20 protein-coding genes are annotated in these 20,967 nt (G+C 65.8%); 3 read left to right on the forward strand and 17 right to left on the reverse strand.

Annotation, left to right across the window (positions count from 1 at the left end):
* Positions 1 to 2 precede the first annotated feature (2 nt).
* From AC27L4_RS04210 to AC27L4_RS04265, 12 genes are all read right to left on the reverse strand, one after another.
* The gene (locus AC27L4_RS04210) at positions 3 to 824 is read right to left on the reverse strand and encodes a phage capsid protein (protein WP_487140690.1); all 822 of its coding nucleotides are present in this window, start codon (positions 822 to 824) and stop codon (positions 3 to 5) included.
* Positions 825 to 1,356: 532 nt separating this feature from the next.
* Complete coding sequence (locus AC27L4_RS04215; RefSeq protein WP_487140691.1) at positions 1,357 to 1,665, reverse strand: YrhB domain-containing protein; 309 nt, start codon at positions 1,663 to 1,665, stop codon at positions 1,357 to 1,359.
* A gap of 19 nt (positions 1,666 to 1,684) precedes the next feature.
* Positions 1,685 to 1,975 carry a toxin glutamine deamidase domain-containing protein gene (locus AC27L4_RS04220; protein WP_487140692.1) on the reverse strand — a complete coding sequence of 97 codons (291 nt, stop codon included), beginning with the start codon at positions 1,973 to 1,975 and terminating at the stop codon, positions 1,685 to 1,687.
* 241 nt (positions 1,976 to 2,216) lie between these two features.
* Positions 2,217 to 3,230, reverse strand: a complete 1,014-nt coding sequence (locus AC27L4_RS04225; protein WP_487140693.1) for a hypothetical protein — start codon at positions 3,228 to 3,230, stop codon at positions 2,217 to 2,219.
* Positions 3,223 to 3,498 (reverse strand): hypothetical protein, encoded by a 276-nt coding sequence (locus tag AC27L4_RS04230; RefSeq protein WP_487140694.1) that lies wholly within the window; start codon positions 3,496 to 3,498, stop codon positions 3,223 to 3,225. The genes AC27L4_RS04225 and AC27L4_RS04230 overlap by 8 nt, the downstream gene beginning before the upstream one ends.
* A 661-nt stretch (positions 3,499 to 4,159) precedes the next feature.
* Positions 4,160 to 6,709 carry a hypothetical protein gene (locus AC27L4_RS04235; RefSeq protein WP_487140695.1) on the reverse strand — a complete coding sequence of 850 codons (2,550 nt, stop codon included), beginning with the start codon at positions 6,707 to 6,709 and terminating at the stop codon, positions 4,160 to 4,162.
* A gap of 581 nt (positions 6,710 to 7,290) precedes the next feature.
* Positions 7,291 to 7,632 (reverse strand): hypothetical protein, encoded by a 342-nt coding sequence (locus AC27L4_RS04240; RefSeq protein WP_487140696.1) that lies wholly within the window; start codon positions 7,630 to 7,632, stop codon positions 7,291 to 7,293.
* Between the two features lie 8 nt (positions 7,633 to 7,640).
* Entirely contained in the window at positions 7,641 to 7,931 is a 291-nt protein-coding gene (locus tag AC27L4_RS04245) for a hypothetical protein (protein WP_487140697.1), read from the reverse strand.
* Between the two features lie 90 nt (positions 7,932 to 8,021).
* Complete coding sequence (locus tag AC27L4_RS04250) at positions 8,022 to 8,216, reverse strand: hypothetical protein (RefSeq protein WP_487140698.1); 195 nt, start codon at positions 8,214 to 8,216, stop codon at positions 8,022 to 8,024.
* 68 nt (positions 8,217 to 8,284) lie between these two features.
* Complete coding sequence (locus AC27L4_RS04255) at positions 8,285 to 10,288, reverse strand: hypothetical protein (protein WP_487140699.1); 2,004 nt, start codon at positions 10,286 to 10,288, stop codon at positions 8,285 to 8,287.
* A 13-nt stretch (positions 10,289 to 10,301) separates the two neighbouring features.
* Positions 10,302 to 10,673, reverse strand: coding sequence for a hypothetical protein (locus AC27L4_RS04260; RefSeq protein ID WP_487140700.1), 372 nt, complete (start codon positions 10,671 to 10,673; stop codon positions 10,302 to 10,304).
* Positions 10,674 to 10,715: 42 nt separating this feature from the next.
* On the reverse strand, positions 10,716 to 12,068 hold the full coding sequence (locus AC27L4_RS04265; RefSeq protein WP_487140701.1) for a nucleotidyltransferase domain-containing protein: 1,353 nt from the start codon (positions 12,066 to 12,068) through the stop codon (positions 10,716 to 10,718).
* 194 nt (positions 12,069 to 12,262) lie between these two features.
* On the opposite strand from AC27L4_RS04265, the gene AC27L4_RS04270 reads away from it, so the two are divergent.
* The 3 genes from AC27L4_RS04270 to AC27L4_RS04280 are packed head-to-tail and all read left to right on the forward strand — an operon-like array spanning position 12,263 to position 14,758.
* Complete coding sequence (locus AC27L4_RS04270) at positions 12,263 to 13,306, forward strand: ISNCY family transposase (RefSeq protein ID WP_487140977.1); 1,044 nt, start codon at positions 12,263 to 12,265, stop codon at positions 13,304 to 13,306.
* Between the two features lie 26 nt (positions 13,307 to 13,332).
* Positions 13,333 to 13,761 (forward strand): hypothetical protein, encoded by a 429-nt coding sequence (locus AC27L4_RS04275; RefSeq protein WP_487140702.1) that lies wholly within the window; start codon positions 13,333 to 13,335, stop codon positions 13,759 to 13,761.
* Positions 13,762 to 13,801: 40 nt separating this feature from the next.
* Positions 13,802 to 14,758 carry an IS630 family transposase gene (locus tag AC27L4_RS04280; RefSeq protein ID WP_487140703.1) on the forward strand — a complete coding sequence of 319 codons (957 nt, stop codon included), beginning with the start codon at positions 13,802 to 13,804 and terminating at the stop codon, positions 14,756 to 14,758.
* A gap of 140 nt (positions 14,759 to 14,898) precedes the next feature.
* On the opposite strand, the gene AC27L4_RS04285 is transcribed toward AC27L4_RS04280, so the two are convergent.
* From AC27L4_RS04285 to AC27L4_RS04305, 5 genes are all read right to left on the reverse strand, one after another.
* Positions 14,899 to 15,123, reverse strand: coding sequence for a hypothetical protein (locus tag AC27L4_RS04285; protein WP_487140704.1), 225 nt, complete (start codon positions 15,121 to 15,123; stop codon positions 14,899 to 14,901).
* Between the two features lie 142 nt (positions 15,124 to 15,265).
* Positions 15,266 to 17,401: a zincin-like metallopeptidase toxin domain-containing protein gene (locus AC27L4_RS04290; RefSeq protein ID WP_487140705.1), complete on the reverse strand. Its 2,136-nt coding sequence runs from the start codon at positions 17,399 to 17,401 to the stop codon at positions 15,266 to 15,268.
* A 499-nt stretch (positions 17,402 to 17,900) separates the two neighbouring features.
* Positions 17,901 to 18,089 (reverse strand): hypothetical protein, encoded by a 189-nt coding sequence (locus AC27L4_RS04295; protein ID WP_487140706.1) that lies wholly within the window; start codon positions 18,087 to 18,089, stop codon positions 17,901 to 17,903.
* 69 nt (positions 18,090 to 18,158) lie between these two features.
* Positions 18,159 to 19,373 (reverse strand): hypothetical protein, encoded by a 1,215-nt coding sequence (locus tag AC27L4_RS04300; RefSeq protein ID WP_487140707.1) that lies wholly within the window; start codon positions 19,371 to 19,373, stop codon positions 18,159 to 18,161.
* 162 nt (positions 19,374 to 19,535) lie between these two features.
* A complete protein-coding gene (locus AC27L4_RS04305; protein WP_487140708.1) occupies positions 19,536 to 20,555 on the reverse strand; it encodes a hypothetical protein in 1,020 nt (339 codons plus the stop codon).
* Between the last annotated feature and the right edge of the window lie 412 nt (positions 20,556 to 20,967).

A 20,967-nucleotide genomic window follows, 5' to 3' on the forward strand; every position in this document is an offset into this window, starting at 1 on the left:
CCTCAGTTCAGGCCGGTGTCGTCATGGACGACCTTGACCACGCCGGGACCCTGCAGCAGGGCGGCGCCGTGGTAGTAGGTCGTGCGCGCCCAGGAATAGTCGTCCTCCTCGTTGTAGCCGGAGAAGACCTGCATGCCCTTGGCGTCGATGGCGTGGCCCACGGCCGACTTGTGCCAGAGGAAGCAGGCGGCGCTCGCCGTGCCGACGCCCGGCAGTTCCGGCGACATCATCCAGGTGACGTTGAGCCAGCGCCGCTTCTCCGGGCCGACCACCAGCGGCTGGTCGCCGACATAGTCGCGCGAGGAGAAGCTGGTCACGTCGGAGAGGTAGAGCCAGGCCGCCGGGGTCAGGAGCCCGTAGACGTGGCCGTCATTCGGGATCTTGGCCTTCCACAGGGCGTTGAGCGCCTTGTTGATCAGCGTCTTGGACATCGCCGCCGCGGCGCCGGTGTTCACCGCCGTGGTGGCGAGGGTGGCCAGGATCATCAGGTCGATGTCGCGGTTGATCACGCCGATGGATTCCATCTGCATGATGCGCCGCTGGTCGGACTGGCCGGCGAAGATGTTGAAGTTGGTCTTCTGCGGCTTGTCATGCTTCTCCTGCAGCGTGACCTGCACCTGGGTGAGGTCCTCCACCGCGGAGGGGATGAGGCCGTTGGCGCCGCGCGTCACGGCGGTGCGGTTGGGCTTGGTGACGAGGAAGTAGGTCGAGCCTCCCTTCGTCATGGTCTCGGTGGTGACGGTGTCGCGCAGGATGGACTGCCGGGTTTCGAAGCCGGCAATGTACTCATCCCGGTACATCGTCTGCTGGGCGATTGTCGCCATGCGATGTGTCCTTTGGGAGCGTTGGGGGATCGTGCCGCGGAGCGGTAGGCCGGGGCGCCCCGCCGCCCGAGTGCTCGGGAGGCTGGCGGACCGGAGCGTCCTGCGGTTCGGGTGATCCGTCGCGGTGGATCAGGCCGATCGCCGAGTGCTCGGCGGAATGGGGTGTTGGGAGCCTGGCCGCGCGGCGAATGATCGTCCGCGGCGGCTTCTTCGGCTGGTTATGCCGAGCCCGTCGGCAAGGCCTGCGGCAGCGGTCATGAACGGTTTGGAGGCGGTCCGCGGTTCACCACGTCCGGGCACGGCGCCCCACGATCAGACCCTGCCGAAACGGTGCGGCGGGGTCACCGGGACGGGGCGAGGCGGAAAAGCAAGGCGTGGCGCAGCAACGATGCCCGCCGTCGTCCAGGGTGTTTCAATCCACGCCCGATCGCATCAGGCCGCGATGCCCGGAACTGTCGGGGTAGCATGAGGCGGCTCGCGTCATTCGATGTATCGAGATCGCTTGTTGGATAATAATCAGCGAAGAGAATTTTTACTTCATGAGAGTGTCTCTGTAAATAGATAAACTGCTTTCAAGCGATCTGTTTGATGGGAGAATGTATAAATCTCCACCATTCTTAGTAACTAAAATTGGACCATTCCCCGCAAGGGCTGTCAGGGGATCTCTTGTTCTCCAATACTCCAGTGTATTGTAAAAAAATACATATCCAATATCAATATTTCTGGTCTCTTTATGGTTTATTTCAATAATAAATCTTTCATCTTCTGGCAAATTGGAATTTTTGCTGTTAAGTTCGGATATGTACGTCTCTGCCAACGCTGTTGCGTCTTTTTTGTTCATTTTTTTGCTCCTTTTTCCGTTACAACAAACATGAAGTGGGTGAAGTGGGTAAAATTAAACGCGCCATCTCCCGCTTTTTTCCCGGCTGGCTGTCGATGAAGCGAACAACGCCTTTGTCTAATCGGACATTCCAGACATGTCCATAAGCAGTATTGGGATTCGATCCATAGACAATTCCTCTCGCACCATCACCACTTGTGTGAAGAATGTCTTCAATTTCCTCAGAGTCCGATTCATAAGGATCTCTCCGCAGCCAGGCGTCGCAGGTGCGGAGGAGACGGGGGGCGCCAGTCCAGGCGCAACACCGCACGATCGAAATCTGCCAACGCCCAGCCGTCCGGTCAATCCGGTGGGGGCGGTATCGGGTGGGGCGGCGCTTCGGTCCGAACCCGGACCGCTATCCGGGAGGCCGTCCGAGCCGCCTGCCTGCACCACCCGCGCGGCCCGGGCCACCCCGACGGCCGAGGCGGTGTGTCAAGCTGGTCGCCGTCTGCTCGGCAAGACCCGATCAGGGCGTGTGGCTGCGCTCGCCGGTGATGCGCCGGGACGGGTCAGCCGGCCTTGGCGGCGCGCCCGGCGGCCTTGGCCTCGCGGTCATAGACGGCGCCGATGCGCCGCTCATAGTCGGGGTCGGCCAGCTTGGCCCGCGCCGCCCGGTCGCCGGCGCCGGCCCTGCCGACCAGCTCCGCATGCGCCTTCTTCATCTCGGCGTCCGAGACGCCGCCGGTGATGGTGCCGGCCTCGTAGGGCGCGCCGTCGCCGCGCTCCAGGGCGCTGCCGGCCAGCAGACGGATGAAGCCGGGCTGGTCGCCGAGATAGGTGCCGTCGGCCATGCGGGCATTGACCAGGCTCTCCCAGGCCTCGGCGCCGACCTCGTCGCGGCCGAACCGGGCCACCAGGTTGACGGTGCGCTCGAAGTCGCGGCCGTATTCGGCCTTGAGCGTCTTCTCGGTCTCGCGGGCGAAGCCGTGCAGGGCCACCGCCTGCTGCTGGGCCCGGGCGATCTGGTCGTCGACATACCAGCGCGCCGCGTCGGCGACCTGCTCCTGCGACCAGTTCCTGGCATGGGCGAACCTGGTGAAGGCGTCGAGAGCGGCCTGGTCCTCTTCGCTCCAGGTCATGCCCTCGGGCGGGGCGACCTCGTAGGCGTCGGGCGTCTGCGGAATGCCGCGGGCCTGGCGCCACGCGGCCTTCTCGTCCTCGCCCGCATCCTCGGGCAGGGCGGCGAGCCCCTTCGACACCTGGGCGCGGGTCTCCTTGAGGGCGCGGGCCACGGCCTTGACGCTGCCGAAGCGTTTCAGCAGCCGGGCGATGTCCTCGTCGCCGTCGGCGGCCCGCTCGCGCCAGTCGTCCGGGAAGTCCGGCCGTGCCTCCTGGCCGTCGCCGACCGGCGGCGTGGCCTCCGGCTGGGGGGCACGACCGTCGGCGAGCGGGCGCGGCGCCGGCTCGCTGCCGGCCTGGGGCGCCGGCGCGGACGTGCCCGCGCCGGCATCCGCGCCCATATCCGAGCCGGGCGGGGCCTTGGCGTGGCTCTCGGCGTTTGCGGGGACAGCGTCCTCAATCATGATCGACCTCCGGGAACTGCTCGAGGGGGCATTGGATGGCGCGGCGGATCTGGGCGCCGACGAAGCGGCGGCCTTCGGCGAAGCAGCTGGCGCGCTCGGCCTCCGGCCCGCCGGGGACATAGGACGTCTCGTCGATCCGGCAGGCCTTCTGGCCGATCGCGGCGAGGGCGAGCCGCTGCTGCTCGGGCGAGGCGGTGCCGGCGGCCACGGCACGGATGGCGGCCGCCTCCGGCCGGGCGAAGGCCGCGGCCGCATGGGGATGGCTCATGGGGTGGGGTCTCGATGCGCGGGCGCCGCCGGCAGGGCGCGGCGGCGGATAGGCGGTGAGTGTGCGAGGGGGGGCGGTGCGGCTCGGGGATCACGGCGTCCGGGCACAGCACCGCACGGTCGGAATCTGCCAAAACAGGGCGGCAGGGTCAACGGGATGGGGGCACGGGTCGGGGTGTTGGCGGAGAGATGGGAGCAGCGGTCGTGTGCGCGGCCCCCTCGACCTGTGACGAGAGGCCCAGCCCACCTCAATTCTTGGAAATAGGTTTATTTGCGTCTCAAATCGTATAGGCGTCTTTTGAATCTAAAAATGGCATCGTGCAATGTAATTTCGATGCCTGATTCGTTCTTTAATTCAAAATTTGCATTCAGATGTATCGTAATTCTGTCGATATTGGATTTTTTTGAGATAGTCAATGTAAATTCTATAATAATTATCGTTTCATCATTTTCAATTATATTTTCAATTATATTATACCCATCTAAATTCTTTATGCTTGTTTCGATATGGATACCTTCCATTCCAAGGGATATGTCTTGCTCGTCCGGTGTGTTGCTCATGTTCATTATGATATATGTTTGGGGGTTGTCGCGACTGTCAGAGAATCCAAGCAGGGTTACATCTCCGTTGTCGTCGAAATAAACGAAATTCGCCAAAATTTTCATTGGATGTTTCCTACTTTTCGAGGTGAGGCTTTCCAGGTCATCGTTTTTCCATTTTGACGCCAGCGATAAGTGATATTAGCTCCCGTTTTGGTTGCAGCATCATTCATTGCTCCCTTACAAGAGGGGCACGGAGGCTTCTGGCCTAATATTATCATACTTTGACCCTGTTGGATGTTCGTGTAGCGGACCGCGCGCGCTTCGGTGTGAGAGGCGAGGCTACCTTTTGGGAAGGGAAGCGCTTTCTCCTCTGGAGTCATGTTGCCGCTGACGATGCGCTGATGGCTTATAACTTCTCCGTTTGGACCTCGCACCATTACGTTCGCATTGTGATGATCAGGGTCAACGCCTTTAGGGCCAGAACGGCCGCCGCTTCTCTCAAATATCGGGTTTGAAGGCGCCGACTTTGGGGGCGGTGTCTGAGCGTCGTTTGGACCTTTGACCGCAGCCGCCCTCCTGGCGGCGATGCCGCCAAGCATCCCAACGCGCATCGTCGCCTGGGGGTCGGACAGCAGTGCCTGAGCGAGGATGTCGTACTTCCGGATGACGGCCCATCGCTCGCTGGGCCCTTTGGCGGCATCCAGTTCGGTTTTGAAGGCGAACTGTTGCTCCCGGTCGAGATTCCCCTTCATCTCGGAGTGGGCCGACAGGGCGGCATCGACATACGGTTCGGACGCCAGGCCCTTCAGCCCGGAGGGGAGGAGCGCGAGTGCGACGCCTGGGGTATCAAAGGCAGGGATGATGCTGCGGGCCAGTTGTTGCGCCCGTTCGGCGTCGCCGTGCCGGGCCGCGTATTCCATCGCGACCATCGACGGGCCGAGAGACTGCCCGTCGAGAGTGCGGAGATCGATCAATTGGGCCAGCGTGCTGCCGTACCGGCTGCCGGCGCCGATCATCGTATCGGCGATGGCCTTGATCTCCTTGATCTTGGCGGCGTCGCGCGGGTCGAGATCGGACCTTTGCGCCAGCAGGTCGATGTACTTCGTGTCGCGTCGGATGAAGGCGGCGGTGACCGCATAGGCGATCGCCTTGTCGAGCCGCGGGGGCGCCCCTTTGGCCGCATCACCGAGCTTGCCCACGTCGTCCTGGAGCACGGCGTCCGGGGTAATGCGGAAATCCTTGACCGGCTTGCCTGCCACCAGGCCCGGTGCGGCTTCGGAGTCGTCGGGGTCCGCCGCTGAAGTATCCGAAGGTGGGAGTGGCTGGCCAGCCGGGCTCGGTGGCGCTTCGAGCGGCGTGCTTGTCGAGGCGTTGGCAGGAGGCTGCGGATGGGAGCGCCGTTCGTCGGCGAGCCGGAGCTGCTGCATGAACGCATCGACGGGATCGCTCGGCGGCAGGCCCGCTGCGAGCGGCGGGCCGGGAGGTGTTGGCGCAACCGGGGCGGGGGCGGGTGGAGGTGGGCGCCTTCCGACGGGCGACCCATCGGCCGCAGCCGCCTTTGCCGGCCCCTCGGCCTGCGACGAGAGGCCCGGTGGTGCAGGGCCGGTCGGGGAAGCGGGCGGGGCGCCGTCCCAATATTTCCAGTTTTCGGCAGAGGCCTCGGCCGGATCATTGCCGGCCGGTCGGCCCCACGTCGCCAGGGTCTTCGCGGCCGCAGCCGGTTGGCCGGTCGCGAGGGAGAGGGCGTTGGCGATGTGGTCGGCGCGGGCCTGGTCGCGGCCCTGGCGGACATGGGCGGCAATGGCGGGCCCGAAATGGGCCAGGACCTCGTCGAGATCGAGGTCGGGGTTCTCCCGGCCGGTGTCGCGGATCGAGACGGCGTCCTGGCCGATCAGCCGGGCGAGCCTGGCGCCCGTGTCGGCGGCGCGGCGGATGTCGTCCTGTCGGGTGAGCGCGGCCTTGGCGGCGAGCTGCTCGATCACGGGGAAGGAGGCGGAGGGGTGCAGTCCGCGGAAATAGTCCTTGGCCACGGCCTGCCCGCCGTCGGCGAGCGGGGGGAGGCCGCGCATCGACAGCGGGGTGACGAGGTCGCCGGCCCCGCCAACCGCGTCGGGTACGCCGCCGTCTGCCGGCCCCGTCTGCCAGATCGCCTGGCGCCGGCGGGGATCGGCGAGCAGGGCGTTGCCCTGGGCCAGGGCGATCCTGTCGGGCAGGCCGGCGACGCGGCTCTGCCGGATGGCCGGCGGCAGGTCGGGATTGCTGCGGTTGGCGTTGTAGAGCGCTTCGACCGCCGCATCGCGCTGGGCCGGGTCGATGTGCCAGGCGGCGGTGTCGAGCAGGTCGGCGTCCCGGGCGTCCTGCAGGGCGCCGTGATGGCGCAGCTTCTCCGTGGTCTCGACCTGGCTGAGGGGGCCGGCGAGCCGGTGTTCCAGGGCGAAGATCTGCGGCGACAGGCGCAGCCTCGCCTCGGGCGGCCAGGCGCCGGCCATGGCCTGGGCGTCGGCGCGGTATCGGTTGCGGAAGGCGGTGGTGACGCCGCCGCCGGGCGGGATGGCGTCGGCGGCGGCCCGGGCCCGGGCCCGGGCTTCCTGGGCGGCGGCGAAGCGCCGGAAGTCGGCCTCGGCCCGCGCCAGCCGCTCGGGCGGGGTGAAGTCGGGAATGCGGGGCATGGGGGACTCACGAGGACGGGCGGCCCGGCCGGGCGCCGGCATGGCGCGAGCGCGGCGGGCGCATGGGCGAGCGGATGGCGACGCCCGGATGCGGGCGCGCCGGTGCGGCCTCGGGACGGCGGTCCGGAGGGTGGGATGGGGCAGCGGCGGAGAAGGGAGAGAGGGAGGAGAGGCCCGATGGCGGGCGGGATCAGGCGGCGCCGCGGCGGCAGCGCCACCTGTCGAGGGCAGGGACGGTCATCGTCGCGATGAGGGCGGGATGGGCCGCCATGCGGGCCTCTCCCGGCATCGGGATGCGGCCCCGCTTAGGGGCTGATCGGGGTCACGATGACGGACGGGCGAGGGGCCGCATGCAACGGACCCTTGCTGCGGGTGGTGGGGTCGGCAGATCGCAGGGGCGGAGGGGGATCGATGTCGGGCCGATCCGGGCGCAACACCGCACGGTCGGAATATGACAAATACCGGGCGGTGGGATCAACGGGGTGGGAGCACCACGCGGAGCGTCGTCGGGGAGACGGGGCAACTGGTTGACAAGGATTGGGTCACACAGGCCCAATCGCCTCCAGGAGGCATAGTGCGGTCTAGGCGCTCTCAGGTTGAGAGAATGATCGGCCGGCAAAGTTTCTATCGACGAATATCTCCGCAAACTGTTGAGGATGCAGCGTTACGTTATTGGCACGAGCGATTTCGAGATTTTTCGTCCATATCTCGCGTATAGCGGCTGGCATATCAGCCGGCATACGCACGGCGGCAGCTACCGCTTCATGCCATTCCCCATTGCCTCCATAGACTGCTCGCAATTTGGGAGATAGTCTCTCCAATGTCTGCCGCTCTTGTTCAGGGAGTTCATCAATGACTTGCAGCACATAGAATTCAAGAAGCCGAAGCAGAGGCTTGCCATCATGGCGCGGATTGGTAGCCATCGTGTCTCCTACGCATCATTGATCGCATAATCTATCACCCGTTGGCAGATTGCCGAAGATGTCGGTTGCCCTTCCTGCGAATCAAGCCAATCCTCCACAACTTCCCGCGCGATAAAGACTTCCAGAAAATACGCCAAACCGGCATCCGCCGCTTCCGGCGGGAGGCCACCTATGTCCGGCTCGCGAGCCACGATTGCTTCGGACTGCTCCGTCCACGGCTCGGCGGCGTAGATGGTCTCCTCGCTGTCGAGCTCGGCAAGCCTTTTGATCAAGTCGCCGAGACTTGCTACTTGCCCCATATCGAATATCCTCCTCGGCCATTGGGATGCAACGCACGGTCAGGATCTGCCAACACCGCGCGGTGCGGTCAATCCGTTGGGGGGCGTGCTTCAGGTCTCTCCGTTGCCGCGTTGAGGCGATTTGCCCATGTGGCATTTCCGCGTCAGGTCGCCCGTTCGCGCGCCCTGAATATCCTCGAGGACGGGGTTGTGCTGCTCGCCGCAGATGGTGGCGCCGGACGTCGCAAAGTACTGCAGCGGCAGATGGTACTGGCCGCCCGTGTCCTTGGGCGTGGGCTTCTGCATCGCAAAAAAGCCGCCCGAGTGGGGCGGCTGAATGGGGTGTTGCGTGCTTTTTGCGGGTTAGTTGCGGGCTACTGGCGGCGAGGCGCCATCACGTCCAGCAGAGGGCTGGAAGGCTCATCCTGGTCGGTGTTCAGGCCGAGGATGGCACCGAGCGGCGGGGGCGCTGCGCTGTTGAACTGGAGGTAGGGCGAGAGCCGTGGGTTCGTGTTCACGGCCTTCCGAATGAGCGCCGCCGTCTGGGGGGCAACCGTCTTGAGATAGTTCGGATCGGCCAGGTAGGCTCGGATGGCCTCGGCGATCAGCTCCGAGGGCACCTCTCGTTTTGGATAGTCCATCGTCTCCGGAGAGGTGCGATACTTGTTCGCGACCGGCTCTCCGGTCCTCTCCTGCCGCACCATGCGCCAGTCGTCCGGAGGCGTGTTCAGGTCGTTATAAATGCGCCGAAGATCGTCCTGCTTCCCGAGGTTGGCGATCCGCCTCATATAAGGGGCGTCCGGGATCGTTCCGGCCAGGTCGTTGACGCCGTGCGAAAGCTCGTGCGCGATGACCTTGATGATCTGGTCCAGCGTCAGGTCGTCGGCGTAGCGGGCTCGCTTGATAACATCTCCGCCCTCTCGGATGGCGAGGTACTGGCCCGAATTGCCAGACAATGCCCCGCGCGAAGCGCTCTTAGGGAGCGCGCCCATGATCGCCTCTGTGAGGGCGTCCAGGTCTTCGGGTCGAGCCGCCTCATCAAGGCCACCAGCTGTTCTTCTTCCGATGACAAGGGCCCCTGGATTGATTTGACGTCCTTCAATGTCAGCGAGGAGATTTCCGGCCGTATCAACTGGCGCTCCATTGGGGTAATCCGCCTCGAAAGGACGGAGAGGCTTCACGGGTGGATCATACAAGGTCCCCCTTCCGGCCGCCAGTTCTCCCTCGATATTTCCAGAAAGAACACGTTCCGCTTCCGGGGCGACCGCGCGCCGCGCCAGCGCGCCCATGGTCTGCCGCCCGGCAGCTACCATCGGGGCACCGCCGCCCGCGAAGCCGGCGAGGTTGGTGGCGTCCTCGATGTCCTGCTGCTGGCGTCTCGCCAACTCGTCGTAGCCATAGCCGTCCGTCAGGTCCACGGGCTCCCTGCTGTAGACCCGGCCCGGCAGGGTCAGAGCATTGCCGATGCCGGTGATGAAGCGCCCCGTCGGGGTCTTGGCGAATGCCTCCTTGTACTCTTCCCAGTTGTCCTTCGGCGGCGGTGCGTCCCCGATATGATAGACAAGGCGTTGTCGATCCTGGGCCTCGTCTCCGGGCTCATACGGGAAGGGCTGGTCTGGGATGGCGGGGGAACTGCCGGCCGCGGTATCCGGTTTGGCTGGAGCGGCTGCGTCTCCGTGGCCGGCCGGCCAATGGGTGGCTGTGGCTGCCAATGCGCTGACGTCGTTGAGCGGAATGGCGTCGGGTGGCGTCCCGTCTTGCGCCGAAGCGGATGGGGCGCCGCCCTGGTGTCCGGCAGAGGCCTTGGCCGCATCGTCGGCGGCCGGCCGGCCCCACGTCGCCAGGGCCTGCGCGGCCGCAGCCGGTTGGCCGGTCGCAAGGGAGAGGGCGTTGGCGATGTGGTCGGCGCGGGCCTGGTCGCGGCCCTGGCGGACATGGGCGGCAATGGCGGGCCCGAAATGGGCCAGGATCTCGTCGAGATCGAGGTCGGGGTTCTCCCGGCCGGTGTCGCGGATCGAGACGGCGTCCTGGCCGATCAGCCGGGCGAGCCTGGCGCTGGTGTCGGCGGCGCGGCGGATGTCGTCCTGGCGGGTGAGCGCGGCCGTGCCGGCGAGTTGGTCGTGCACGGGGGAGGAGGCGAATGGGCACAACTGGCGAAAATGGTCTTTCGCTATGGCGTGCCCGTCATCGGCGAGAGGTACGAAGCCGGGCAGGGCGTGCAGCGGCGGATGGTCAAGGGGTAGGGCGGTATTGGAGGTGCGGCACGGCTCTCGGTGGGTACCGGGCGGGAAGCGTCGCCGGCGAAGCGGCTCGTCCGCTACGGCGCTATTGAGAAGCGACGCGCGATCGGCCTTGCTCCGTCGAGCTGCATGATTCATCAGGGTACGATCCTCATGCCGATTTTCCAATCGTGGGGTCTGGTGGCTCCGGTTGCTCTTCGGTCCAGTTCCAGCCGGTCTCGCGAGCGATGAGATCCTCAAAGATGCACGAGGCTATGACAACACGGTCGCCATCTCTCAAGGTGCTGACCAAGGTTGCCACTCCGGATTGGAAGGACGCCAAGTGTGACTCGTAGTCGTCATCCAACCCGACGTCCAAATAATATCTCGAGCAATCGATGAAATTGGCATTCTTTCCCCATATGGCGGATGGTGTGAAATCTTCGTTCCTATAAACATATGCGCCCACCGCCATTCCATAAAAAATGTCGGAAACTATTGAATCGACATAGGTTTGTAAGTCATCTATATTTTCGTTGCTCATGATATATAGTTTGCAAAAGCCCGGATCTATCATTGTTGGCTCCTAGAATTCAAAGGATAGGGACGTTTGTGGGCCGTTGTCGAATGGGCCATTTTCCTTGATAATTGAAATTTGTATTTTATTTTCTGACACTCCAAGTGTATCTGATATTATCTTTCTTACGTCTCTTACTCCCGCTTCTCCTGTGTGTATTCTGCCTTGTTCTATTGATTTGTCGCGGGTTCCAATGCCACTCCCTTTTGCACGCGCAAACCTCTCTGTAATCAATTCATCAAATCGTTCAGCTGACACGCGAACTCCAAAGTCGAAGTCGCTGCCCGGCTTGGCTGTCCCTCCCGCCCTAGATCCCATTAGGAAAATGTCGTCACCATAGCCCTTTGCTCCGATCGCTGCACGTATCTTGGCAGATAACCGATCGAAGGTCGTGCTAGTGAAGCCTTGCGGGACCGGCAGGCCAGGCCGACGAGGACCAAAGGTACGAAGAGCTTCTTCTGTCGGATCGCCAGAGACTGGTGTGGTTTCCGGCTCAGGCTTTGGCTCAGGTTCAGGCTTTGGCTCAGGGTCCGGCGGCGATGTTTTATTCTCTACCTTTGGTTGTTCGATCTCTGGTGGGGGGCTTTTGCCGGGAACCCTGGGTGGTCGCAGCAGCCTAGGGGCTTCGGCGACGATGCCGCCGAGGGCCATACCGGCGATGTCGGCGTGGTAGCGGTCGGCCTTGGCGACGAAGTCGTCCTGGAGGACGCGGCCATCCTCCAGGATGGCGGCGATCTCGTTCTGGGTGAGAGGCGGGCCGGGATGCCTCTGGATGAGGGTTGTGACGTCGGCGGCGAGCGCCTTGTAGGCGGCGACGCTGCCCCGGACCGGGATGCGGGTGATCTCGGCCTGGAGGTAGTCGATCGCATCGGTGTTGCCGGTGGCGGCGCTCCAGGCGATCGCGGCGGCGTAGCCCGTGGCGAGGCTTTCCTCGAACTCCGGGGTCTGGCCGAGGGCTCGTCCGCCGCCTTGGGCGAAGCCCGGCTCGTAGCGCTGCTTGATCTGGCCGAGGGCTGTGTCGATGGTGGAGTAGACATCGCCGGCATACTGCGTCGGGTTGGTGCGTCCCTGCTGGACGAGATAGGGTAGATTGGTGCCGTTCGGCGCGGAGAAGCCGACTGCGCGCAGGCCGTTGTTGGGCGGGCGGTTGTCGAGGGGAGCGTCCGGTGCAGCCTTGATGGGCTGGCCCGCCGCCCGACCCGGGGCAGCTTCCGAACCACTTGGCTCCGCGGCCGGCCCGTCCGAAGGCGGAAGCGGCTGGCCCGCCGGGCTCGGCGACGCTTCGAGCGGCGTGCTTGTCGAGGCGTTGCCGGGAGGGCGTTGGGAGGATGCCCGTTCGTCGACGCGCTGCAGTTGCTCCATGAACGCGGCTTCGGGCGAACGCTGCGGCGGCAGGCCCGATACGAGCAGCGAGCCGGGAGGTGTTGGCGCAACCGGCTCGGGTGCGGGCGGAGGTGGGCGCCTTGCGACGGGCGGCGCCTCGGCCGCTGCCGGCTTTGTCAGCCCCCCGGCCCGTGGCGAGAGGCCCGGTGGCGCAGGGCCTGATGGGGAAGCGGATGGGGCGCCGCCGAGGCGTCCCGCGGAGGCCCCGGCCGGATCGTCGCCGGCCGGTCGGCCCCACCTCGCCAGGGTCTGCGCGGCCGCAGCCGGCTGGCCGGTCGCGAGGGAGAGGGCGTTGGCGATGTGGTCGGCGCGGGCCTGGTCGCGGCCCTGGCGGACATGGGCGGCAATGGCGGGCCCGAAATGGACCAGGACCTCGTCGAGATCGAGGTCGGGGTTCTCCCGGCCGGTGTCGCGGATCGAGACGGCGTCCTGGCCGATCAGCCGGGCGAGCCTGGCGCTGGTGTCGGCGTTATGAGGAGGACGGGGAGGCCGGGCTTTCGGACCGTCGGCTCGGCAAGGTGTCGAGCAAGCGGGTTCCGCGGGATTGGGAGGACGAGGTCGAGGCGCTTTATCGCCATCGCGACAGCGGCTTCACGGCGAAGCGTTTTCACGAGCACCTGGTGCGCGACCACCAGTTCACCTGGGGCTACACCTGGACGAAGACGTTCCTGCATTCGCGGGGGTTGCTGGAGCAGGCGAAGCGGCGCGGGGCGCATCGGCGCAAGCGTCCGCGCCGGCCGCTGCCTGGGATGCTGCTGCATCAGGACGGCTCGCGGCATGAATGGCTTGGCGGGCAGCCGGCGCTCGACCTGATCGTGACGATGGACGATGCGACGAGCGCGATCTATTCGGCGTTTCTGGTGGAGGAGGAAGGGACGGCCTCGACGTTTCGGGCGCTGGAGGAGGTTTTTGGCCGGCATGGCCTGCCGCTGAGCCTCTACACGGATCGGGGCAGCCACTACTTCCACACGCCCGAGGCCGGCGGGGCGGTGGACAGGGCTTGCCTGACGCAGGTCGGACGGGCCCTGGCTCATCTGGGCGTGGAGCATATCGCGGCCTATTCGCCGCAGGCGCGCGACCGCTCGGAACGCCTGTTCCACACGTTGCAGGATCGGCTGACGAAAGAACTGGCCCTGGCCGGGATCACGACGGTGGAGGCTGCCAACCGGTTTCTTCGCGATGTCTATCGCCGGCCCACAATGCGCGTTTCGCCGTGAAGCCCGAGCAGGAGGGGAGCGCCTTCGTGGTGATCACCGGGATCGATCTGGGCGAGGTCCTCTGCGTTCAAGAGGAGCGCCAGGTCGGCAACGACAATTGCGTGTCGTTCAACCGGCTGAAATTGCAAATTCCCGAGAGCCCTCTACGGGCACACTTCGTCAAGGCACGGGTCAAGGTCCGCTACTATCATGACGGGAGCCACGCCATCTTCCACGGCCCGCGTTGCCTCGGTCGCTACGACCGCAAAGGCCTCGCCCTGGACATGTCAAACGCTGCTTGCATCCGCTCGGCGGCCGGCCTGTGGACGGCGTGGACAAGTCCGCGACTTGCCCACCCCGACCACAGGAGAACAAAACAAGAAGTAGCGGACATTTCATGTGCTACCAAATCCGGCCAAGTTAGAGCGGTTTGCGACCCATCCGATTCGGGTCTGGATTCCCAAATCGGCGAATAGCTGCTTGATATGAGAGGGTGGGCAGGAGATCGTCGTCGTCATGGCTTTGTCGGCAGATCTGCGTCGACGCGTTATTGAATGTGTGACAATTGAGGGATTGTCCCGGCGCGCGGCGGCGTCTCGGATGCGTGTGGGTCTTTCAACGGAGATCCGTTGGGTCAAGGAGCACGAGATGAATGGAGTGACGTGCGGGCGGTCGCCGGGCGGCGACCGCCGCTCGGGCGCCATTGAGAAACACGCAGACTATATTCTTGGGGTGGTGCAGCGGACCCCGGATATCACCCTGTTCGAACTGCGGGAGCGGTTGATCCGGACCGGATCGGGGAAATTTGCGATTTCGACCCTGTGGCGTTTCTTCGAGCGCCACGGCGTGACCTATAAAAAAACGGCGCACGCCGACGAACAGCAGCGGCCGGACGTGAAAGAAAAGCGTCGGCGCTGGTTTGAGCACTTGCTGGACCTCGCCCCCGACAAGCTGGTCTTCGTGGACGAGACGGCGGTGACAACCGCGATGGCGCGCCGCCACGGCCGGCGCCGGCGCGGCAAGCGGCTGCGGGCCAGTGTCCCGCACGGCCACCGCAAGACACTGACGACAGTGGCGGCCCTGCGCTCGGATGCCTTCCTGGCGCAGCAGACCATCGACCGCGCCATAAACACCGAACGCTTCGAAGCCTGGGTCCGCAATGACCTTGCGCCGACCCTCAGCCCCAGCGATGTCGTCGTGATGGACAATGTCCGTTTCCATAAAGCCGAAGGCGTACGCAAGCTCATCGAGGACTGCGGCGCCAGCCTGGAATTCCTGCCGCCCTACAGCCCTGATATGAACCCGATTGAAAAATCCTTCTCCAAACTCAAGGCATATTTACGAAAGATTGCCGCCCGCACCGTCAGTGCCCTGCTCGACGCCTTGCGGACATGCCACACGCACTTCACCCCACAAGACTGCTTGAACGACTTCATCGCCTGTGGATATCAGTCCTGCGAGGCCGATCCATAACGATCGGAAAGCGCTCTAACAGCCGAATTGTCGAGTCCGTTGCGCTCTTCATTGAGATGCCATTGCTTTTGTCCGATGAATGTCTGGAGAGATTATCGGATTTTGGTCCATGAAGATGAAATTGAAAGTTTAATTATAAGTTATAAGCTTACCATAAGGTGGGCTGACTTTGTTATTTCGTTTACAATTACAACCATTGGTCCATCGATTAAGTTTCCGTTTGGGCTGAAAACATCATAGACGACAGACCACTCGTCAGGAAAATCTGGACTCTTTCTTGTATCCACGGGAATGGCCGTGTATCCTTTCATATCCAGCGTGGACATATATTTTTCTGCAATGAGGTTGGCTTCATTTGAAGTCATCTAATGCCTCCGATTTTTAGAATATACCATATAGCATGTTGTTTTTGTTCTGGTGTTAGTGATTCCTATCTCTTATTTGAATTCTCAAGCATGTCGAAGACATATTGTTCTCTCTGGATTCTTGTTTGCTCTATATATGCTTTTATTCCAAGTTTTTTGATTGCATATAATGGAAAAGCTCGTGCCAAACTTCGTATTCCGTAGGGTTTTTGTTGAAAATAATCCTGCCTTCAATTACATCAAACGCGGCAGCTGCGTTTGGTGGTAGCAGGCCATCTCCCACCTCCAGGGTTACTCCTCGTCGGCTGAGATAGCCTCTGAGGCGCTTAAGTTTCACTGTATCATACAGCCGGCCTCCCAATCGAGGAGTAACGAAATCCATGGTCCCCTTACTGGCAGCCTTGAGCCCCCTGGCAACGATGCCGCCCGCGAATTTGCTGGCGAGGTAGCCGATGCCCTTGCCGAGCACAGGACCCGCCGCGCCGCCCGCCAGTCCGAATCCCGTCCCCTTGACCACTGCCCCGACATCGCCGGGATAGCGGACGGCCGCGTCGACGCCGCCGATGCCGGCCCCGGTGAGCGCTCCCGCAAGCATCCGTCCGGCGATCGGCGCCACGCTGACGCCGAAGGCGGCCGGCGCCGCCATCACGGCGGGGATGGTGCCGGCGACGGCCCCGTTGATGTTGGCGCCGGCATTCACGACGGGGTGCTCTGCGGCGAACCCGACGTCCTTCTGCTCCTGCTGCTTGAGCGAATTGGCGTAGCGCTCGGCCCAGGTCTCGCCCTGAAGCTGGTCCTCGGGTGAGAACCAGCCGTTCAGGACCGGGGCCAGCGTCGCGTTCGTCGCGGCGTCGGCGCGGTTGAGCGCACCGCCGACGATGGGCACGCCGGTCGCCACGGCGCGGACGAGCCCGTTGAGGAGTCCAGGTGCCTCAGGTGGAGGGGATGGGGAAGGGGATGCCTCGTTGATATGGTTGACCAGGTGCTGTCGATCGAGGAACTGATCTGCTGGCTCGCGCGGGAACAGCGAGCCCGATACGGAGAGCGGCGGGCCGGGAGGTGTTGGCGCGACCGGGCCGGGTGCGGGCGGAGATGGGCGCCTTGCAACGGGCGACACATCGGCCGTTGCCGGCTTTGCCGGCCCCTCGGCCTGCGGCGAAAGGCCCGGTGGCGCAGGGCCGGTCGGGGAAGCGGGCGGGGCGCCGCCCAGGTGTCCGGCGGAGGCCTTGGCCGGATCGTCGGCGGCCGGTCGGCCCCACGTCGCCAGGGCCTGCGCGGCCGCAGCCGGCTGGCCGGTCGCGAGGGAGAGGGCGTTGGCGATGTGGTCGGCGCGGGCCTGGTCGCGGCCCTGGCGGACATGGGCGGCAATGGCGGGCCCGAAATGGGCCAGGACCTCGTCGAGATCGAGGTCGGGGTTCTCCCGGCCGGTGTCGCGGATCGAGACGGCGTCCTGGCCGATCAGCCGGGCGAGCCTGGCGCTGGTGTCGGCGGCGCGGCGGATGTCGTCCTGGCGGGTGAGCGCGGCCTTGGCGGCGAGCTGCTCGATCACGGGGAAGGAGGCGGAGGGGTGCAGCCCGCGGAAATAGTCCGTCGCCACGGCGTGTCCGCCGTCGGCGAGCGGGGGGAGGCCGCGCATCGACAGCGGGGTGAGGCGGTCGCCGCCGGCCCCGTCGGCCAAGACGGGTGCGCCGGCCCCGCCGGCCAGGCTGGGCGCGCCGGGCGCGCCGCCATTGGTCGCTGGCGCAGTCGACTGCCAGATCGCCTGGCGCCGGCGGGTATCGGCGAGCAGGGCGTTGCCCTGGGCCAGGGCGATCCTGTCGGGCAGGCCGGCGACGCGGCTCTGCCGGATGGCCGGCGGCAGGTCGGGATTGCTGCGGTTGGCGCCGTAAAGCGCTTCGACCGCCGCATCGCGCTGGGCCGGGTCGATGTGCCAGGCGGCGGTGTCGAGCAGGTCGGCATCCTCGGCATCCTGCAGGGCGCCGTGATGGCGCAGCTTCTCCGTGGTCTCGACCTGGCTGAGGGGGCCGGCGAGCCGGTGTTCCAGGGCGAAGATCTGCGGCGACAGGCGCAGCCTTGCCTCGGGCGGCCAGGCGCCGGCCATGGCCTGGGCGTCGGCGCGGTATCGGTTGCGGAAGGCGGTGGTGACGCCGCCGCCGCCGGGCGGGATGGCGTCGGCGGCGTCCCGGGCCTGGGCTTCCTGGGCGACGGCGAAGCGCCGGAAGTCGGCCTCGGCCCGCGCCAGCCGCTCGGGCGGGGTGAAGTCGGGAATGCGGGGCATGGGGGCTCACGAGGACGGGCGGCCCGGCCGGGCGCCGGCATGGCGCGAGCGCGGCGGGCGCGTGGGCGGGCGGATGGCGGCGCCCGGATGCGGGCGCGCCGGTGCGGCCTCGGGATGGTGGTCCGGAGGGTGGGATGGGGCAGCGGCGGAGCGTGTCAGTGGCTGAGCGGGGAAGGCGGGCTCGCCCGGCGAAGGGCGGAGGTCAGGCGGGCCTGCGGCGGCAGCGCCGCATGTCGCGGGCAGGGACGGTCATCGTCGCGATGAGGGCGGGATGGGCTGCCATGCGGGCCTCTCCCGGCATCGGGATGCGGGCCCGCTCAGAGCCTGATCGAGGTCACGTCGGAATGGCTGGGTCCGCATGCCGCGGACGCTCAAGCGGGTGGTGGGGTCGGCAGATCGCAGGGATGCTCCCCTCATAGCTCAGCAAAAAAGCGACTCGCTTTCGTTAAGCATGCTCTCATACCAGTGTCCCAGTTTGAATCGCCCCCCGGGGCGAGCTTCAGGCCTCTCCGTCGCCGCGTTGAGGCGATTTGCCCATGTGGCATTTCCGCGGCAGGTCGCCCGTCAGCGCGCCCTGAATAGCCTCGAGGGCGGGGTTGTGCTGCTCGGCGCGGATGGTGGTGCTGGACGTCGCAAAGCACTGCGGCGGCAGATGGTACTGGCCGCCCGTGTCCTTGGGCTTCTGCAACGCGAAAAAGCCGCCCGGGTGGGGCGGCTGAATGGGGTGTTGCGTACTTTTTGCGGGTTAGTTGCGGGGCTACTGCCGGCGAGGCGCCATCACGTCCAGCAGAGGGCTGGAGGGCTCATCTTGGTCGGTGTTCAGGCCGAGGACAGCGCCGAGCGGCGGGGGAGCCGCGCTGTTGAACTGGATGTACTTGTTGACGCGCGGGTTGCTGTTGAGGTTCTTGCGGAGGCGCTTCGCCACATCCGGGAACGTGGCCTTTAGATAGTTCGGGTTTTCCATGTAGGCGCGGATCGCCTCGGCCACCAGTTCGCGCTCGATGTCGGCGCCCTTGTAGCCAAAATGTTGAGGCCCGGTCAGTGCCCTATCCCGGACCTGACCGGTGTTCATCGTGTTGTAGATTTTGCGGAACTGGTCCGTGAGCCCCTTGGTCGAGATGTCGCCGGTCATGGCGTCGAGGTAGTGGGAGAATTCATGGCCGAGGACTCGGTACAGGTTTTTGGGCTCCATCCCATTCTTGACGAGGATGCTGTATTCCGGGGCGTCGGGGCCGGCTACCTTCTCAAATCTCCCTACTTCTCCTTTTCGAAGCGCCGACGCCGGGACGCTCTGATAGCCCGTGCGAGTTGGTCCCTTGACCGTTGCGACAAGTTCCTCTGGCGAAATGGCTTCGTCTGGTCCGCCATATGATCTGCGGCCGACCACGGTCTGATCACCCAGGGGTCGTCCGTCGATGTCTCGCAGAAGTTTTCCGGCTTCGTCTGCGACATTCTGGAGCGCTCCTGGTTTGTAATCGTCCTCGAAAGCGCGCTGCGCCATCTGCGGAGCACTATACTGTCTTTCGTTTCTGCTTGCCAGAACTCGTTCCACTTCCGGGGTTGCCGCGCGCCGCGCCAGCGCGCCCATGGTCTGCCGCCCGGCAGCTACTATCGGGGCGCCGCCGCCCGCGAAGCCGGCGAGGTTGGTGGCGTCCTTGATGTCCTGCTGCTGGCGCATGGCCAACTCGTCGTAGCCATAGCCGTCCGTCAGATCGACGGGCCCCCTGCTGTAGACCCGGCCCGGCAGAGTCAGGGCGTTGCCGATGTCGGTGATGAAGCGCCCCGTCGGGGTCTTGGCGAATGCCTCCTTGTACTCTTCCCAGTTGTCCTTCGGCGGTGACGGCGCTTCATTGATGTAGTCGATCAGCGGTTGTCGATCCTGGGCCTCGTCTCCGGGCTCATGCGGGAAGGGCTGGTCTGGGATGGCGGGGGAACTGCCGGCCGCGGTATCTGGCTTGGCTGGAGCGGCCATGTCCCCGTGGCCGGCCGGCCAATGGGTGGCTGTGGCTGCCAATGCGCTGACGTCGTTGAGCGGAATGGCGTCGGGCGGCGTCCCGTCTTGCGCCGAAGCGGGCGGGGCGCCGCCCAGGTGTCCGGCGGAGGCCTCGGCCGGATCGTCGGCGGCCGGTCGGCCCTACCTCGCCAGGGTCTGCGCGGCCGCAGCCGGCTGGCCGGTCGCGAGGGCGAGGGCGTTGGCGATGTGGTCGGCGCGGGCCTGGTCGCGGCCCTGGCGGACATGGGCGGCAATGGCGGGCCCGAAATGGGCCAGGACCTCGTCGAGATCGAGGTCGGGGTTCTCCCGGCCGGTGTCGCGGATCGAGACGGCGTCCTGGCCGATCAGCCGGGCGAGCCTGGCGCCCGTGTCGGCGGCGCGGCGGATGTCGTCCTGGCGGGTGAGCGCGGCCTTGGCGGCGAGCTGCTCGATCACGGGGAAGGAGGCGGAGGGGTGCAGTCCGCGGAAATAGTCCTTGGCCACGGCGTGCCCGCCGTCGGCGAGCGGGGGGAGGCCGCGCATCGACAGCGGGGTGAGGCGGTCGTCGCCGGCCTCGCCGGCCAAGACGGTTGCGCCAGCCCCGCCGACCAGGCCGGGGGCGTCGGGCGCGCCGCCATCGGTCGTCGGCCCCGTCTGCCAGATCGCCTGGCGCCGGCGGGGATCGGTGAGCAGGGCGTTGCCCTGGGCCAGGGCGATCCTGTCGGGCAGGCCGGCGACGCGGCTCTGCCGGATGGCCGGCGGCAGGTTGGGATTGCTGCGGTTGGCGCCGTAAAGCGCTTCGATCGCCGCATCGCGCCGAGCCGGATCGATGTGCCGGGCGGCGGTGTCGAGCAGCTCCGCGTCCTCGGCATCCTGCAGGGCGCCGTGATACCGCAGCTTCTCCGTGGTCTCGGCCTGGCCGAGGGGGCCGGCGAGCCGGTGTTCCAGGGCGAAGATCTGCGGCGACAGGCGCAGCCTTGCCTCGGGCGGCCAGGCGCCGGCCATGGCCTGGGCGTCGGCGCGGTACTGGTCGCGGAAGGCGGTGGTGACGCCGCCGCCGCCGGGCGGGATGGCGTCGGCGGCGTCCCGGGCCTGGGCTTCCTGGGCGGCGGCGAAGCGCCGGAAGTCGGCCTCGGCCCGCGCCAGCCGCTCGGGCGGGGTGAAGTCGGGAATGCGGGGCATGGGGGCTCACGAGGACGGGCGGCCCGGCCGGGCGCCGGCATGGCGCGAGCGCGGCGGGCGCGTGGGCGGGCGGATGGCGACGCCCGGATGCGGGCGCGCCGGTGCGGCCTCGGGACGGTGGTCCGGAGGGTGGGATGGGGCAGCGGCGGAGCGTGTCAGTGGCTGAGCGGGGAAGGCGGGCTCGCCCGGCGAAGGGCGGAGGTCAGGCGGGCCTGCGGCGGCAGCGCCGCATGTCGAGGGCAGGGACGGTCATCGTCGCGATGAGGGCGGGATGGGCCGCCATGCGGGCCTCTCCCGGCATCGGGATGCGGGCCCGCCCAGAGCCTGATCGAGGTCACGATGAGGGAGCGCACGGCATCCCGCGGACCTTGCCGCGGATGACGACATCGCCGGATCGCAGGGATGGGGAAGG

It is taken from the genome of Labrys sp. Lb11 (assembly GCF_057554225.1).

What these genes read in the sequence shown, in the direction of transcription:
- AC27L4_RS04210 (WP_487140690.1), bottom strand. Translation starts at nt 824, where the DNA reads ATGGCGACAATCGCCCAGCAGACGATGTACCGGGATGAGTACATTGCC.
- AC27L4_RS04215 (WP_487140691.1), bottom strand. Translation starts at nt 1,665, where the DNA reads ATGAACAAAAAAGACGCAACAGCGTTGGCAGAGACGTACATATCCGAA.
- AC27L4_RS04225 (WP_487140693.1), bottom strand. Translation starts at nt 3,230, where the DNA reads ATGATTGAGGACGCTGTCCCCGCAAACGCCGAGAGCCACGCCAAGGCC.
- AC27L4_RS04230 (WP_487140694.1), bottom strand. Translation starts at nt 3,498, where the DNA reads ATGAGCCATCCCCATGCGGCCGCGGCCTTCGCCCGGCCGGAGGCGGCC.
- AC27L4_RS04235 (WP_487140695.1), bottom strand. Translation starts at nt 6,709, where the DNA reads ATGCCCCGCATTCCCGACTTCACCCCGCCCGAGCGGCTGGCGCGGGCC.
- AC27L4_RS04240 (WP_487140696.1), bottom strand. Translation starts at nt 7,632, where the DNA reads ATGGCTACCAATCCGCGCCATGATGGCAAGCCTCTGCTTCGGCTTCTT.
- AC27L4_RS04245 (WP_487140697.1), bottom strand. Translation starts at nt 7,931, where the DNA reads ATGGGGCAAGTAGCAAGTCTCGGCGACTTGATCAAAAGGCTTGCCGAG.
- AC27L4_RS04250 (WP_487140698.1), bottom strand. Translation starts at nt 8,216, where the DNA reads ATGCAGAAGCCCACGCCCAAGGACACGGGCGGCCAGTACCATCTGCCG.
- AC27L4_RS04255 (WP_487140699.1), bottom strand. Translation starts at nt 10,288, where the DNA reads ATGAATCATGCAGCTCGACGGAGCAAGGCCGATCGCGCGTCGCTTCTC.
- AC27L4_RS04260 (WP_487140700.1), bottom strand. Translation starts at nt 10,673, where the DNA reads ATGAGCAACGAAAATATAGATGACTTACAAACCTATGTCGATTCAATA.
- AC27L4_RS04265 (WP_487140701.1), bottom strand. Translation starts at nt 12,068, where the DNA reads ATGGAGCAACTGCAGCGCGTCGACGAACGGGCATCCTCCCAACGCCCT.
- AC27L4_RS04270 (WP_487140977.1), top strand. Translation starts at nt 12,263, where the DNA reads ATGGGGCGCCGCCGAGGCGTCCCGCGGAGGCCCCGGCCGGATCGTCGC.
- AC27L4_RS04280 (WP_487140703.1), top strand. Translation starts at nt 13,802, where the DNA reads ATGGCTTTGTCGGCAGATCTGCGTCGACGCGTTATTGAATGTGTGACA.
- AC27L4_RS04285 (WP_487140704.1), bottom strand. Translation starts at nt 15,123, where the DNA reads ATGACTTCAAATGAAGCCAACCTCATTGCAGAAAAATATATGTCCACG.
- AC27L4_RS04290 (WP_487140705.1), bottom strand. Translation starts at nt 17,401, where the DNA reads ATGCCCCGCATTCCCGACTTCACCCCGCCCGAGCGGCTGGCGCGGGCC.
- AC27L4_RS04300 (WP_487140707.1), bottom strand. Translation starts at nt 19,373, where the DNA reads ATGGCCGCTCCAGCCAAGCCAGATACCGCGGCCGGCAGTTCCCCCGCC.
- AC27L4_RS04305 (WP_487140708.1), bottom strand. Translation starts at nt 20,555, where the DNA reads ATGCCCCGCATTCCCGACTTCACCCCGCCCGAGCGGCTGGCGCGGGCC.